15 protein-coding genes are annotated in these 15102 nt (G+C 71.1%); 7 read left to right on the forward strand and 8 right to left on the reverse strand.

Annotation, left to right across the window (positions count from 1 at the left end):
* The first annotated feature begins 53 nt into the window (after window positions 1-53).
* The 3 genes from BN1555_RS30585 to BN1555_RS30595 are packed head-to-tail and all read left to right on the forward strand — an operon-like array spanning window position 54 to window position 3313.
* Window positions 54-533 carry an NUDIX hydrolase gene (locus tag BN1555_RS30585; protein WP_093802375.1) on the forward strand — a complete coding sequence of 160 codons (480 nt, stop codon included), beginning with the start codon at window positions 54-56 and terminating at the stop codon, window positions 531-533.
* A gap of 55 nt (window positions 534-588) precedes the next feature.
* Window positions 589-1386, forward strand: coding sequence for a 3-hydroxybutyrate dehydrogenase (locus BN1555_RS30590; protein WP_093802376.1), 798 nt, complete (start codon window positions 589-591; stop codon window positions 1384-1386).
* Between the two features lie 16 nt (window positions 1387-1402).
* A complete protein-coding gene (locus tag BN1555_RS30595) occupies window positions 1403-3313 on the forward strand; it encodes a helix-turn-helix domain-containing protein (protein WP_093802377.1) in 1911 nt (636 codons plus the stop codon).
* An 82-nt stretch (window positions 3314-3395) separates the two neighbouring features.
* On the opposite strand, the gene BN1555_RS30600 is transcribed toward BN1555_RS30595, so the two are convergent.
* The 8 genes from BN1555_RS30600 to BN1555_RS30630 form a co-directional block, all read right to left on the reverse strand.
* Window positions 3396-4784 carry an MFS transporter gene (locus BN1555_RS30600; protein ID WP_176710179.1) on the reverse strand — a complete coding sequence of 463 codons (1389 nt, stop codon included), beginning with the start codon at window positions 4782-4784 and terminating at the stop codon, window positions 3396-3398.
* Window positions 4785-5328: 544 nt separating this feature from the next.
* Window positions 5329-6552 carry an MFS transporter gene (locus tag BN1555_RS30605; protein WP_255306263.1) on the reverse strand — a complete coding sequence of 408 codons (1224 nt, stop codon included), beginning with the start codon at window positions 6550-6552 and terminating at the stop codon, window positions 5329-5331.
* 73 nt (window positions 6553-6625) lie between these two features.
* Window positions 6626-7447, reverse strand: a complete 822-nt coding sequence (locus BN1555_RS30610) for a Rossmann-like domain-containing protein (protein ID WP_093802379.1) — start codon at window positions 7445-7447, stop codon at window positions 6626-6628.
* A 40-nt stretch (window positions 7448-7487) separates the two neighbouring features.
* Entirely contained in the window at window positions 7488-8267 is a 780-nt protein-coding gene (locus BN1555_RS30615; RefSeq protein ID WP_093802380.1) for a phytanoyl-CoA dioxygenase family protein, read from the reverse strand.
* Window positions 8268-8336: 69 nt separating this feature from the next.
* Complete coding sequence (locus BN1555_RS30620) at window positions 8337-9371, reverse strand: pyridoxal-phosphate dependent enzyme (protein WP_093802381.1); 1035 nt, start codon at window positions 9369-9371, stop codon at window positions 8337-8339.
* A 15-nt stretch (window positions 9372-9386) separates the two neighbouring features.
* Window positions 9387-10157 carry a class I SAM-dependent methyltransferase gene (locus BN1555_RS30625; RefSeq protein ID WP_093802382.1) on the reverse strand — a complete coding sequence of 257 codons (771 nt, stop codon included), beginning with the start codon at window positions 10155-10157 and terminating at the stop codon, window positions 9387-9389.
* A gap of 81 nt (window positions 10158-10238) precedes the next feature.
* Window positions 10239-10373 (reverse strand): hypothetical protein, encoded by a 135-nt coding sequence (locus BN1555_RS40790; protein WP_255306264.1) that lies wholly within the window; start codon window positions 10371-10373, stop codon window positions 10239-10241.
* 24 nt (window positions 10374-10397) lie between these two features.
* Window positions 10398-10652 carry a hypothetical protein gene (locus tag BN1555_RS30630; RefSeq protein ID WP_093802383.1) on the reverse strand — a complete coding sequence of 85 codons (255 nt, stop codon included), beginning with the start codon at window positions 10650-10652 and terminating at the stop codon, window positions 10398-10400.
* Between the two features lie 593 nt (window positions 10653-11245).
* Between BN1555_RS30630 and BN1555_RS30635 the strand changes: the two genes are divergently transcribed.
* The 4 genes from BN1555_RS30635 to mtnB are packed head-to-tail and all read left to right on the forward strand — an operon-like array spanning window position 11246 to window position 15100.
* Entirely contained in the window at window positions 11246-12136 is an 891-nt protein-coding gene (locus tag BN1555_RS30635; RefSeq protein ID WP_093802384.1) for a class I SAM-dependent methyltransferase, read from the forward strand.
* Between the two features lie 14 nt (window positions 12137-12150).
* Window positions 12151-13374: a methionine adenosyltransferase gene (gene metK, locus BN1555_RS30640; protein WP_093802386.1), complete on the forward strand. Its 1224-nt coding sequence runs from the start codon at window positions 12151-12153 to the stop codon at window positions 13372-13374.
* Window positions 13375-13391: 17 nt separating this feature from the next.
* Window positions 13392-14438, forward strand: a complete 1047-nt coding sequence (gene mtnA, locus BN1555_RS40795) for an S-methyl-5-thioribose-1-phosphate isomerase (protein WP_255306265.1) — start codon at window positions 13392-13394, stop codon at window positions 14436-14438.
* A complete protein-coding gene (gene mtnB / locus BN1555_RS40800) occupies window positions 14435-15100 on the forward strand; it encodes a methylthioribulose 1-phosphate dehydratase (protein WP_176710181.1) in 666 nt (221 codons plus the stop codon). Before mtnA ends, mtnB begins: the two co-directional genes overlap by 4 nt.
* Window positions 15101-15102 lie beyond the last annotated feature (2 nt).

Here is a 15102-nt window from a genome sequence, read left to right on the forward strand (position 1 = left end):
CGGGTGGGTTCCGGGTGAGTTCCGTCCCGGAAACGCCCCGTTAGGGTCGGACCATGGCAACTCCCGAATTCATCCGCGAGCTCCGGGCCACCGCGGGTCACCAGCTCCTCTTCCTGCCGGGCGTCAGCGCCATCGTCTTCGACGAGGCGGGCAGAGTGCTGCTCGGACGCCGCACCGACACCGGGAAGTGGTCGGTCATCGGCGGCATCCCCGACCCGGGGGAGCAGCCTGCGGTGACGGCCGTGCGGGAGGTGTACGAGGAGACCGCCGTGGAGTGCGTGGCGGAACGCGTCGTTCTGGTACAGGCCCTGAAGCCGGTCGAGTACCCGAACGGCGACCGGTGCCAGTACATGGACATCACGTTCCGGTGCCGGGCGGTCGGAGGCGAGGCGCGCGTCAACGACGACGAGTCGCTGGACGTGGCCTGGTTCCCGGTGGATGCGCTCCCGGACCTCAGCGAGTTCTCTCTCCTGAGGATCAAGCAGGCCGTCACCGACGAACCCACATGGTTCGAGCCCACCACGCAGTTCTGAAGTATGGGTCGTGACCACATGGGTGGTGTGGTGGGCGCTGCTTAGTGTCGTGGTTATGACCGCGCCCACCACACCCTCACCGCACGTACCCGGACCCGGCCTCGGAGGCCGTACCGCGCTCGTCACCGGCGCGGCGGGCGGCATCGGCCGCGCCTGCGCGCTGCGGCTCGCGGCTGCCGGCGCCAAGGTCAGAGCCGTGGACCGGGACGCGGAAGGGCTCCGCACCCTCACCGGGCAGGCACGGGGCCTGGCGGGCACGGTGGAGCCGCGGACCCTGGACCTCACCGACCTCGACGCGGCGGAGCAGGTGGCGGCGGGCACGGACATCCTGGTGAACAACGCCGGACTGCAGCTGGTCCGCGCCATCGAGGAGTTCCCCCCGGACGTCTTCCACACCGTCCTGACCGTGATGCTCGAAGCGCCGTTCCGGCTGATCCGGGGAGCGCTGCCGCACATGTACGGGCAGGGCTGGGGGCGCATCGTCAACATCTCCTCCGTGCACGGGCTGCGCGCCTCCGCGTACAAGTCGGCGTACGTCGCCGCCAAGCACGGCCTCGAAGGGCTCTCCAAGACCGCGGCGCTCGAAGGCGCCGAGCACGGCGTCACATCGAACTGCGTCAGCCCCGGGTACGTCCGCACCCCGCTCGTCGAGCGGCAGATCGCCGACCAGGCCGTCCTCCACGGGCTGCCGGAGGAGCGCGTACTCGCCGACGTACTGCTCAAGGACTCCGCGCTCAAGCGCCTCCTCGAACCGGACGAGGTCGCCGAGGCCGTGGCGTACCTGTGCGGCCCCCAGGCGTCGTTCATCACGGGAATCTCGCTGCCCCTCGACGGCGGCTGGACCGCTCACTAGCTGGTTGAGTGTGCCCATGTCCCACGACCAGCCACAGAGCGGCAGCGAAACCCCGTACCTGGAGCTCCTCGCGCGCGGGGCCGCCGCCGACGCCTACGAGCGGCCCGTGCTGGTGGCCCGTGCGGACGGCGCGACGCCCGAGGCACTCGCCGCGCTCGAAACCGCGAAGCTCCACGCGCTGCGGGTACGTGCCGAACTGGAGGGGCGGCGGCGCCGCGAGGCCGAGCTGTCCGCGCTCTACGAGACCGCCCACGACCTCGCCGGGCTGCGCGATCTGGACGCCGTACTGGCGGCGATCGTGCAGCGGGCGCGGTCGCTGCTCGGCACGGAGGTCGCGTATCTGAGCCTCAACGACCCGGTGGCGGGCGACACGTACATGCGGGTCACCGAAGGGTCGGTGTCGGCGCGCTTCCAGCAGCTGCGCCTCGGCATGGGGGAGGGGCTCGGCGGGCTGGTCGCCCAGACCGCCCGCCCCTACGCGACCGAGAGCTACTTCGACGACCCCCGTTTCCAGCACACCTGGACCATCGACTCGGGCGTACGCGACGAGGGGCTCGTCGCGATCCTCGGCGTACCGCTCACCCTCGGCAGCCAGGTGATCGGTGTGCTCTTCGCCGCCGACCGCCGCGCCCGCGTCTTCGAGCGCGAGCAGATCGCCCTGCTCGGGTCGTTCGCCGCGCATGCCGCTGTCGCCATCGACACCGCGAACCTGCTGGCGGAGACGCGCTCCGCGCTCGCGGAGCTGGAGAAGGCCAACGAGATCATCCGCGACCGCAGCGGCGTCATCGAGCGTGCCTCGGACGTGCACGACCGGCTCACCGAACTGGTGCTGCGCGGCGGCGGCGTCGACGACGTGGCGCGCGCGGTGTCCGAAGTACTGGACGGAACGGTGGAGTTCACGGACGCTGAGGGGGAGCCGACGGGAGCGGACGGCCATGCGGTGCGGCGCGGTGACGACTGGGTGGCCACCGTCTCGGCCGGCGGGGAACTCCTCGGCGCGCTCGTCCTGCACGGTCACCCCGCCCTGGACCCCGTCGACCAGCGCACACTCGAACGCGCCGCCATGGTGACGTCGCTGCTGCTGCTGGCCAGGCGTTCGGCGGGCGAGGCCGAGCAGCGCGTACGGGGCGAACTCCTCGACGACCTCCTCGACGCCCCGGACCGCGACCCCCGCCTGCTGCGCGAACGCGCCGCCCGGCTGCGCGCCGACCTCGACGCCTCCCACGTGGTGCTCGCCGCCCGCATCGAAGCGCCGCGGACGGCCAGCGTCGAGCGGGAGAGCGCGGACCGCAGGCGGCTCTGGTCCGCGGCCTCGCACCTGGCGGCGATCGGGCAGGGCCTCGCCGCGGCCCGCGACGGCGGCACCGTACTGCTGCTCCCGCTGGACAGCGGTGACAGCGCCGCGGCCCTCGCACGCCGGACGGCGAAGCACCTGGGAGGCGCCCTGCGCGAGCCCGTCACGGTCGGAGCCTCGGGACCGGTGGACGCGCCCGCGGCCCGCCCCGGCGCGGTGGCGGCGGCGTACGAGGAAGCACGCCGCTGCGTCGACGCGCTGCGGCTGCTCGGCCGCTGCGGTGAAGGCGCCGCGGCCGAGGACTTCGGCTTCCTGGGCCTGCTGCTCGCGGACAGCGGGGACGGCCGTTCCGGCGGCGCCGTCGAAGCGTTCGTACGCCGCACGATCGGCGAGGTCGTCGCGTACGACCGGCGGCGGGGAACCGACTTGGTGCGCACCCTGGACGCGTACTTCGCGTGCGGGATGAGTCCTGCCCGTACGAAGGACGAACTGCACGTCCACGTCAACACGGTGGCGCAGCGCCTGGAGCGCATCGGCAGGCTGCTGGGTGCGGACTGGCAGTCACCGGAACGGGCACTGGAGGTGCAGCTGGCGCTGCGGCTGCACGGGCTGTTGTCGGCGATCACGCGCTGAAAGCCACGCGCGGGAACGTCCGAAGACCGTTCCCGCGCGTGGCTGTTCTTCTGCCGCTCGTGTCTGCTCCGCTCGTGTCCGCTCAGACGGTACGGGCGCCGGCGGCCCGTACGGCGGGGCCTTCCTCTCCCTTGCCCGACCCGGCCCCGATGTCCGCCAGATCCCGGTGCCGGGTCTCCTTCGCGCATCCGATCGCGACCACCGTGATGAGCGCGGCGGCGATGACGTACAGGGCGATCGGTGTGGAGCTGCCGTAGTCGTTGAGGAGGGCGGTGGCGATCAGCGGCGCCGGGGCGCCGGCCGCGACCGAGGAGAACTGCGCGCCGATCGAGGCGCCCGAGTAGCGCATCCGGGTCGCGAACATCTCCGAGAAGAAGGCGGCCTGCGGGGCGTACATCGCCCCGTGGAAGACCAGCCCGACCGTGACGGCGAGGAGAAGGCTCCCGAAGCTGCTGGAGTCGATGAGCATGAAGAACGGGAACATCCAGAGCCCGATCCCGACCGCACCGAGCAGGTAGACGGGCCTGCGTCCGAACCGGTCCGACAGGGCGCCCCAGACAGGGATCACAGCGAAGTGGACGGCCGATGCGATCAGTACCGCGTTGAGCGCCGTCTGCTTGCTCAGATCCGCCTTCGTCGTCGCGTAGACGAGGATGAAGGCGGTGATGACGTAGTAGCTGATGTTCTCCGCCATACGGGCGCCCATCGCGATCAGCACATCGCGCCAGTGGTGACGGAGGACGGCGACCAGCGGCATCTTCTCGGTGGCGGCGGAGGCGCTCTTGCGGGCCTCCGCCTGGGCCAACGCGGCCTTGAAGACAGGGGATTCGTCGACGGAGAGACGAATCCACAGACCGACGATCACCAGTACGCCCGACAGCAGGAACGGTATGCGCCAGCCCCATGCGAGGAAGGCGGACTCCGACAGCAGCGCGGTCAGCGCGGACAGCACCCCGGTGGCGAGCAGTTGCCCGGCGGGCGCCCCGGTCTGCGGCCAGGAAGCCCAGAACCCACGCCGCTTGGCGTCGCCGTGCTCCGACACCAGCAGCACCGCCCCGCCCCACTCGCCACCGAGCGCGAAGCCCTGGACGAGCCGCAGCACGGTGAGCAGGACGGGCGCGACGGAGCCGATCGTGGCGTGCGTCGGCAGCAGGCCGATGGCGAAGGTGGCACTGCCCATCAGCAGCAGGCTCAGCACCAGCAGCTTCTTACGGCCGAGCCGGTCACCGTAATGCCCGAAGACAAGAGCTCCGAGCGGCCTGGCGGCGAAGCCGACCGCGTAGGTCAGGAAGGCCAGCAGGGTCCCGACGAGAGGGTCGGAGTCGGGAAAGAAGAGCTTGTTGAAGACCAGCGCGGCAGCTGACCCGTAGAGAAAGAAGTCGTACCACTCGATCGTGGTCCCGATGAGGCTCGCGGCGACGATGCGCTTGAGGGAACTGGGCGCTGGTGGGGCGGATGCTGGGGCGGCCATGAGTACCACTTCCGGACAGTTGGCGGGGACGTTTCCGTGTCGCCACACCGTAGGAACGCCCAGGTCAGTGGCGTATGTGGCGGGGCACCATAGTTCTGTCTGCCGGAGTGCGCGTGACCACCATGGGGACGGTGCCGGAGCCTTGGTGACGGCTTCGGCGAGGCTGTGAAGAGGACTGTCCGAGTTGCGCCGTCCGGGCATGATTTGGGGGTGCCGTGTTCCGCTCAGACGTGTTCCCGCCGTTCCGGCAGGCGGCGCAGATCCCGAAGACGGCGGTCGGCCCTACGCGGACGCCCGTCCCGCCCATCAGCGTGCGGAGTTCCTGGGCGGAGACGAAGCCGGGCAGCCGGCGAGGGCTTGCCCGACGGCGGTACGCCGGCGGGTCGTGCGCCGACTGGTCTCAGTCCCTGTGACCGTCCCAACTGACTTCCTCATGAACACTGTTCCTGCGGTACGACGCCCGGGGCCTACGGAGCAGGTTGCACGGCTCGCAGGCCCCGGGCCGATGGCGATCGCATGCCGTGTGCGCGGCATGCGGCGGATCTCAGTCCGTCGTGGGGGGAGGAGCGGACCGGGCCACCACCCGGGCGAGGAGGAGCGCCACGAGGGTCAGCCCGCCCAGCACCGCCGCCGTACCGGGGTATCCGCCGAGCGCGAGCCCCACACCGCCGAGGCCGGCGCCGAGGAAGACGCCGAAGCTCATACCGGCGGCGTTGATGCTCAGCGCCGTGCCGCGCAGGGAGCCGCAGCGGCGTACGAGCAGCGTGGTGACGCAGGCCGCCACCGTCGCGTGTCCGGCGCCGACCAGCGCCGTCAGCGGGAGAGTGAGGAACAGCGACTCCGTGAGGAAGACGCCGACCAGGGCGGACAGCGCCACCAGCAGCGCCAGTGCCATCAGACGCTCGCTGGGGATTCTCGGCTTCTCCGCGCTGAGCAGTCGTCCGGCGAACAGGTTTCCGAGGAAGAACGACGTGCCACTGAGTGTCCACACGATCGCGAACGTCTCGGGTCCGAGACCGAAGCGTTCGTCGTAGAAGGCCGCGAGGTAGGCGAGGTACCCCATGAAGGCCGCCGTCCGCAGCATGGCGACCAGCAGCAGCGGGACGACTCCGGGCAGGGCCCCCAGCAACCGGAACGACTCCAGATATCCCGGCTTCCCGGCCTTCTCAGCCGCGCCGCCCACATGGTGGCGACGACGGCCCCGGACGAGGAAGTACAGGGCCAGCACGGACGAGATCGTGGCGATGGCCCACAGGTCGCCCTGCCAGCCCCACAGCAGGGCCGGCAGTGCCACGAGCGGCGCCGCGAGGAGGGCGGTCAGCGACTGGGTGGCGGTGATGAGGGTCGCCGCGCGGCCCGCGGCGGCGTCGTTGTCGAAGCGGTCGGCGGCGGCCGCCGTGAGCGCCGGGTTCAGTACCGCCGTACCGGCGCCGACGAGCAGGCAGAAGGCCGCCAGCATCAGGAAGTCACCGCTCGCGCCGAGTGCGGCGGAGACGGCCAGGACGGCGAGTCCGCCCGCGGCCGCCCATTCCTTGCGGACGCGGTCGACCAGCGGAGCCAGCGCTGTGCCCACGGCCAGGGCGGCGAGTCCGCCCAGGCCGCGCAGCTGACCGAGTGCGGCGACGCTGCCGTCCGCCGCGTGGGCGATGGGCACGAGGAAGGTGCTGTAGATGGTGAAGGGCACCAGCCCGACGGCCGAGGCGAGCATGAAAGGCCACAGGAGGCGGGTCATCTTCCAGTCGCCCGGTACGGCTCCGTCGTCCGTCACCGCCTGCCCCCCGGTTGTGTCGGCGGCCTCGGCGGGAGCCTCGGGGAGGCCGTGGCAGCCGGGGTCTCGCTGCTCATGCCTGCTCCGCCCGGTACCGGTAGAGCGCGGTGGCGTCGGCGCTGAACTGGGAGAAGGGGAAGGGCTCGGCGGACAGCGCGGTCACGCCGGCGCCCAGGAAGGCGCGCGCGACGGCGCTGCCGGTCTGGGCGTACACCACCAGCGGGAGTTCGTGTTTGCGGCAGTGCTCGACGATCTGGTCGAAGCTGCCGTTGCTGAGGGTCATACCGGTGGCGACCACGGCGTCCGCTTCGGTGAGGACCTGTGCCATGTCGTCTGTGACGGGGTCGCCCCAGTGAGTGGTGCGCAGGTTGAAGTCGCAGGGCAGGGGGACGCCGCCCTGCTCGCGTATCGCGGCGACGAGCGGGTTGACGACGCCGATTAGCGCGACCTTCGCCCCGGGCGCGATGTCGAGGAGCCCGGCGACGGCCGCGTCCCTGGCCTGCGCGCGCTCCTCCGGCGTTCCGGTGGGCAGGATGACGGTCTCGGCGTTCGCGGCACTGCGGTGCGGCTGTACGCGCCCGAGGTACGCGTCGAGCGCGGCGATGCGCACCGGCGCCGACTCGTGCCGGACGAGGGTGTCGAGGGTGTGCCCGGAGGCGTCGGCGCAGAAGTCGGGGGTGACCTCGCCGGCTTCGAAGGAACAGGCGCCGAAGGCGTCGCCGGACCTCATCAGCAGGTAGTTGTTGCGGTAGGTGACCCGGCTGCCGGCGAGCCGGGTGGTGTGGTGGAGCCAGAAGGCACTGGTGACGGACAGTTCCTGGGGGAGGGGCCCGTAGGCGCCGTCGAGAACGGCCTGCTGGAGCTCGGGTACGGAGTACGGCTGTGAGGGAGGCATGTCGGTTCTTTCTCGGGGGGTGTACGAAAGGGAGGGGAGGTCAGGGAAGGTCGGCGAGCCGCTCCGCCCGGTAGGGGAGGCCCAGGAGCTCGGGCCGCCCGGCGGGCTGGAAGCACAGCAGCAGAGAACGCCGGTCCCGGGCCGTCCGGTTGGGGCCGGAGCGGTGCACGATGAGCCCCGGGAACATCAGGACCGAGCCGGCCGGGGCCTCGACGGTCACCGCGCCACTCACATCGGTGCGTGCGGTGTCCACCAGCAGGCCGGTGGGTTCCGACCGGTCCCGGGGCGCGGGCCCGGCCAGGTGGCTGCCCGGCACGATCTCCAGGGCGCCGTTGTCGGCCGTGACATCGTCGAGGAAGATCATCGCGGTGGCGACGTCCCGGGCGTCGGGTCCGGCGCAGCAGTACCAGTACGGGTGGTCCTGGTGCCAGCGGAACTCCGAACCGACGCCCGCCCGCTTGAAGTTGAGCTTGGAGGTGAACGGACCGAGCCGCTCGCTGCTCACGATCCGGCGCATGGGAGCGGTGATCCGCTCGTCGGCCCACAGGGACTTCAGCGCCGGGTGCAGGTGCGTCACCGGTGCGAGGCTGCGGACCGCGGCCGGACGGGCGTCCGGCTCCCAGTGGACGGTGGTGCCGTCCACCGTCTCCAGCCGGTGCCCGTCCGGCCACACGGTGACGTCGGCCGCCCCTTCCTGTGCCTTCTCCGTCACGCGCGCGAGCACGGATTCCGACGCCTCGCCCAGGGCCGTCGTTTCGGCGGCGCCGAGGAGGCGTGGCAGGAGAACGAAGCCGCGTGAGAGCTGCTCGTCGAGGGACATGGAGGGCACCTTTCGGGCACAGGCACAGGTGGTACGGCCAGGGGCGTCGGCCGGCCCCGGCAGGCGACGCTAGGCCCTCTCGGGCACCAGCACGGGAGCGCCACGCAGCAGCGCGCCGGCGGTCGGCGGCCAGTCCATCGCCGACCACGGGTGCCGCAGTTCGTCCTGCGCCGTGACCTCGTGGGGCCGCATCGACCCGAGGCCGACGGCGTCGGCATGGTGGGAGTACGCGCTGTCCACGTACCGGTGCCCGGTGTCGGCGGCGAGGAAGACGTACGTCCTGTCGGCGTCGCGCTCCCGCTCCCACAGTGTGGCGAGGTATGCGGCGCCCGCCGACAGGCCGGCGAAGATGCCGCTGGCCCGCAGGAGTTCGACGGCGCCCGACATGGCGTAGTCGAAGTTCACCCAGTGAATGCGGTCGTACAGATCGTGCCGCACGTTCTGGAACGGGATGGAGCTGCCGATACCCGCGATGATCATGTCCGGGTCCGAGACGTGCTCGGCGCCGAAGGTGACGCTGCCGAACGGCTGCACCCCGACGAGCGTCACGTCCCGGCCCGCCTCGCGCAGGTACGTGGCGATGGCGCCGGTGGACGCCCCGGTGCCCACGCCCCCGACGAGCGACAGCGGGCCCTCCGGGACCTCCTTGCGGATCAGGTCCGCGACGTCGCGGTAGCCGACGTAGTGAATGGAGTCGTGGTACTGCCGCATCCAGTGGTAGTGCGGGTTCTCCCGCAGCAGTTCCCCGATCCGCTCGACGCGCAGGTTCTGGTCCAGACGCAGGTTCTTGGACGGGCGGACCTGCTCCAGGGTGGCCCCGAGGATGTCCAGCTGGACGCGGAGGGTGCGGTCCACGGTGGTCGAGCCGACGATGTGGCAGTTGAGTCCGTAGCGGTGGCAGGCCAGGGCGAGCGCGTGGGCGTAGATGCCGCTGGAGCTGTCGACGAGGGTGTCACCCGGCTTGATCTGTCCGGTCTCCAGCAGGTGGCGTACGGCGCCGAGTGCCGAGTACAGCTTCATCGTCTCGAAGCGCAGACAGATCGCGCCCGGCGGGACGGCCACGACGTCCGGTTCCTTGACGGCCTCGGCTATGTGCTCGTGCATGTCGTTTCCTCCCGGTCAGGCGGCGTCGCGGCGGATGAGCTTGAACAGGTACGCCTGGCAGTCGTCGCCCTCCCACGTCTGGCGGTGCAGGATGTGGGGCCGGAACCCGGCGTCCATCCCGTGGGCGACGATCCGCTTGAGTTCGGCGGTGTTGGACACGATCAGGTAGATCTCGCCCTCCGGCGCGAGCAGGTCGCGGGTGACGATCTGGTCGAAGAAGCGCGTGACGATCTCGGCGCCCACACAGACATTGCGGACCACGGTCGGGTCGTCGCTGGTCCGTGCGCTGACGGCGGGCGGGTTGAAGGTGATGACGTCCAGCCGGGCGGAGGCGGGGAACTCCTCGAAGAGGTTGGACACCAGGGGCCGGAAGACGGTGTCCGGCCGGTCTCCGACGATGCGTTCGTAGTGGTCGGCGGCCGTCGCCACGCTGTCCGGGTGGACGTCGGCCGCGTAGATCTCCCGCGCCCCGAGCGTGCCGGCGATGACGGCCTCGACCCCGAGGCCGACGCCCATGGCCGCGTACGACCTGTCCTTGACGGGGATGGTGCCGTCCAGCAGCCGGTCGTGGACGATGCGGCTGGTGTCGCCCGGCTTGAAGACCCCCGGAGGCAAGGTGAAGGTCCAGCCGTTGTAGTCGTACGTCCGTGTGGTGTGGATGTCGGACTTGGAGCCGCTGTTGATGGCCAGGATTTCGTCCCGGGGCAGAGTGTCGGGCAGGGAGTCCAGCAGGGCACGGGCGTCGTCCTGGGACGCGGCGGTGCCGGCTGTGGTCCGGTCGGTCATGGGTCCTCCGTGGTCGGGGTGTTGGTGGAAGCTCGTGGTGTCAGGAACTGGACGCGGTCGGCGCGGTCAGGTCCGTGGCCGTCAGGGCCGTACCGAGATCCATGGCGCGTACGAGGCGCCGGGCGAGGGCGGTGCGTGGCGCCCCGGCACGTCACCGGGCGCCACGGCTCGGACGAAGTGGCCGCCGGCGACGAACGACGCCGTGGTGCGCGACAACGGTGAGACCTTGGAGGCCGTGGCTCACTTCGCTTCCCCTGAGCCGGTCGCAGGAGGGCTCGGTTCGGCCATGTCGACGGCCCAGACCTCAGCGGGAGGGCCGATGGTCGACCGGTCGCCGTCACCGGTCGGCAGTGCGCGGAACCGGCCGCAGCGCCGGGACTTCCCCATGCCGTCCGCCCTCGGGCCGCCGTTGTCGGACCCGGCACCGCACCGGGTCAGCGCCAGGGCGCCGTCGGTGAGGGCGAGGAATGCTCGACGGCTGTGAAAGACCGACATGCTGCTCCCGGGAGATCACATGGAGTGGTCCCCGCACCGCGCTGCTGGACGGGGCGGGGGGCCCGAGCAGCATGTAACAAGTGAAAATGATTGTCAACATCGTCTGATGGCCCTTCGGGGGGACTGCCCCTGGGGCGACTTGCGCACACCGTCGCGCCTCGCCCGACCCGGCATGCCCCACGGGCCGCGCCTGGCCGACGAGGAGCTGGCGGCGGCGCCTCTCGAAGCGTGCCGGGCCCCGCGACGCGGCGGGAAGGCGGCGCCGACGCCTGCGGTGAGGTGTGCGTCGATGTCGGGTTCGCCACCCGGTCTGCCGGCCGCGAACCGTACGCGCGCCTCCCCTTCGGTGGTCATCGGCTGGTGCGCGAGTGTGTTGCTCGTGGCGTCCGGCGTACGGGATTCCCCTCCCGCTCGGCCCTGTTGGCGGCTTCGACGGTCAGGGCCTCAGGTGCTGGGGCACCGCTGTCGCCAGGCGTCTGCGGCGGCTTCGGCGGTTCCGCGCGACGGGATCGACCGAGGGCTAGTACTGATTATCATTTTCATATACGCTCACCCTGCTGTCACCCCGCTGTCACTCTCGGACGGGAGTTTGCATGGAACCGCGTGATGCGGCCGCCGGATCGACAGGAGAGGAGGAGGAGTTCGACCGACTGTTCAGCGCGTTGTGGTCGCCGATCGGAGCGGCGACCGTCAAGGCCGCCCGGCTGCGCCCCGGTGTGCATGTCCTCGACGCATGGTGCGGCCCGGGGGCGTCCGCGATCCCGGCCGCCGAGCACGTCGGCCCGTTCGGCGTCATCGACGCGGTCGACCTCGCGGAGTCCTCGCTCGAGCGGGGCCGCGCGAAGGCCGCGATCCACGGCCTCGCCAACGTGCGCTTCCTGCGTGGTGACGTTCTCGACTGGCCCGCACCCCGCGGTGGTTACGACGCCGTCGTGTGTGCGCTCGGTGTTTCCTCGTTTCCCGACGCCGCGGCCGGAACGGAGCGACTGCTGAGGCTGATACGGCCCGGCGGCCAGCTGGCCGTGGCCGTCTGGTCCCGGGACGCGCTCGATCCGCTGACCGAGGTGATCCATCGGGCGCTCGCGCCGGAACGACCGAGCGCAGCCGACGTCCCACCGCCGGCCGATCCGCTCCGACACCTCGGCACATCCCGATCGTTACGGGACTGGCTCGCTGCCCGCTCGCTGTCATCCATCGATGTGCAGTACGTCCCGCTCGCTGTGCCCGGTGACCCTGACCTCTTGTGGTCTCTCACCGGCACCAGGTTCAGGGGCTTGCTCGACGGGTTGTCCGTCGCCGCGGTGGAGCGCGTCCGTCGTCGGTTCACGGAGTGTCTGCTCGCCGAGGGCCGCGACACGATCGATGCGTCCGCGCTCGTGGGCACGGGGACCGTCCGCCGCGTCGCTCGGCCTCGCCGTCCCCGAGGCGCCCGCCCCTTGCCGGCCGCCGGCCGGCCCATGGGGCCGGTGCCGCAGCCCGGTTGACCTACAGGAGTCCCATGTCTCGCCGTCTGTTCACCTCGGAGTCCGTGACCGAGGGCCACCCCGACAAGATCGCTGACCAGATCAGCGACACGATCCTCGACGCGCTCCTGCGGGAGGACCCGGCCTCCCGGGTCGCCGTGGAGACCCTGATCACCACCGGCCTGGTGCACGTCGCCGGCGAGGTGACCACCAAGGCCTACGCGGACATTCCCACGCTGGTGCGCAACAAGATCCTCGAGATCGGTTACGACTCCTCGAAGAAGGGCTTCGACGGCGCCTCGTGCGGTGTCTCGGTGTCCATCGGCGCGCAGTCCCCGGACATCGCGCAGGGGGTCGACACGGCGTACGAGACCCGGGTCGAGGGGTCCGCCGCAGGTGACGAGGGGGACGAGCTCGACCAGCAGGGCGCGGGCGACCAGGGCCTGATGTTCGGGTACGCGTGCGACGAGACCCCGGAGCTGATGCCGCTGCCGATCCACCTCGCGCACCGGCTGTCCCGCCGTCTGTCGGAGGTGCGCAAGAACGGGACGATCCCCTACCTGCGCCCCGACGGCAAGACCCAGGTCACCATCGAGTACGACGGTGACAAGGCCGTCCGCCTGGACACGGTCGTCGTCTCCTCGCAGCACGCGTCCGACATCGACCTGGACTCGCTGCTCGCCCCCGACATCCGCGAGTTCGTGGTCGAGCACGTACTGAAGGGTCTTCTCGAGGACGGTATCAAGCTGGACACCGAGGGTTACCGTCTGCTGGTCAATCCGACCGGGCGTTTCGAGATCGGCGGCCCGATGGGTGATGCCGGCCTGACCGGCCGAAAGATCATCATTGACACGTACGGGGGCATGGCCCGCCACGGCGGCGGCGCGTTCTCCGGCAAGGACCCGTCCAAGGTCGACCGCTCGGCCGCCTACGCGATGCGCTGGGTCGCCAAGAACGTCGTGGCGGCCGGTCTGGCCGCGCGCTGCGAGGTCCAGGTCGCGTACGCGATCGGCAAGGCCGAGCCGGTCGGTCTCTTCGTCGAGACCTTCGACACCGCCACGGTCGAGGTCGAGAGGATCGAGAACGCCATCGGTGAGGTCTTCGACCTCCGTCCGGCCGCGATCATCCGTGATCTCGACCTGCTGCGTCCGATCTACGCCCAGACCGCGGCGTACGGCCACTTCGGCCGCGAGCTGCCCGACTTCGCCTGGGAGCGCACCGACCGCGTGGACGCCCTGCGCAAGGCCGCCGGCATATGAAAGGGGACAGCGAGACGGTGATATCGCCACGCCTGCGCTTGTCGCTCTCGTGGGACGACGGGCGCATCCTTGCGGTCGATCAGCGGGCATTGCCGCGTGAATACCGCCTGCTGCGGCTCGAGACGGTGGACCAGCTGATCGAAGCCATCGCGTCGCTCGCCATTCGCGGAGCGCCCGCCATCGGTCTGGCCGGTGCCTTGGGGGTGGCGCTCTCCGCCTACCGGCACAACTCGGACGGTAGGACCGACGAGGCGGCCGTGAAGGCTGATGCCGCGCGGCTGTCCGCCGCCCGGCCCACCGCCGTCAACCTGGCTTGGGCCGTCCGCCGGGCCGTGAGGAGGCTCGCCGACGGGCCCGAGGCCGTCCTCGCCGAGGCCATGGGCATGCTGGAGGAGGACGCCACGGCCAACCGGGCCGCTGTCGTACGGGCCGCCGATCTGGTGCAGTCGCTGGTCCCGGACCGGCCGGTGCGCATCCTCACCCACTGCAACACCGGTCGTCTGGCAACCGCCGCTGTCGGCACCGCACTGGGCGCGATCCTGGAGTTGCACGAGCGCGGCCGGGTCGCCGAGGTGCTCGTGGACGAGACCCGGCCGCTGCTCCAGGGAGCCCGGCTCACCGCGTGGGAGCTGGGGGAGGCGGGGGTGCCGTACCGGCTGTGCGTGGACTCCGCCGCTGCCGCTGCCATGGCCCGGGGGATGGTGGACTGCGTGCTGGCGGGGGCCGATCGCATCGCGGCGAACGGGGACGTGGCGAACAAGATCGGCACGTATGGTCTCGCGGTCGCCGCCGCGCGGCACGGTCTCCCCTTCGTGATCGTCGCCCCGGAGTCCTCCTGGGACCGAGAGCTGGCCGACGGCTCGGGAATCGTGGTCGAGGAGCGAGACCCGGGTGAAGTGACGGGATTCGCGGGAGTCGAGGCCGCCCCCGCCGGTGCCGCCGTGTTCAACCCCGCCTTCGACGTCACCCCGGCCGAGCTGGTCACCGCGATCGTTTCCGAAGTCCAGGTGTTCCGGCCCCACGGTTCCCACAGCACGAGTTACCCGTGTGAGGTGTCGACATGATTCATACGGTCATCGACGAAGGTGAACGCGTACGTGCCGGAAGCGGACTTGCGGCGGTCTCACGGACCCTGTACGAGCGCGGCTGGATGCCTGGTACCGCCGGCAACCTCTCGGTGCGCCTGCCGGGCGGGGCGGCCCTGATCACCGCCAGCGGCCGGGACAAGGGGGGCATGACCGCGCAGGACATGGTCGTCGTGCGGGCCGACACGGGAGAGGAAGCGGCCCCGGGACAGCTGCGGGCGTCGGCCGAGACGACGATCCACTCCGCGGTCTACCGGACCACGGACGCGGGTGCGGTCATTCACGTCCACTCCCCTTACGCCACGGCCGTCGCATGCCGCACGGGCCGCCGTACACGTCTGACCTCGCTCCGCATCGAGCGGCTCGAGCTGCTCAAGGGCCTGGGACTGGCCGACTCGACGCACACCGAGGTGCCCGTCTTCCCCAACTGGCCCGAGGTTCCGCGGATCGCCGCGGACGTGGCCGGCCATCTGGCCACCACGCCACAGGCACCTCCAGCCCTTCTCATCACCGACCACGGCATCACCACATGGGGACGCGACCTTGCCCAGGCCCGCAACCGGCTGGAATGCCTGGAATCGATCTGCCAGCTGCTGCTGCTCACCGGGTCCGGGCTGCCCGCGGAAGAAAAGGAAGGCTGATC

This window comes from Streptomyces sp. Wb2n-11 (genome assembly GCF_001049855.1).
Taxonomy (GTDB): Bacteria; Actinomycetota; Actinomycetes; order Streptomycetales; family Streptomycetaceae; genus Streptomyces; species Streptomyces altiplanensis.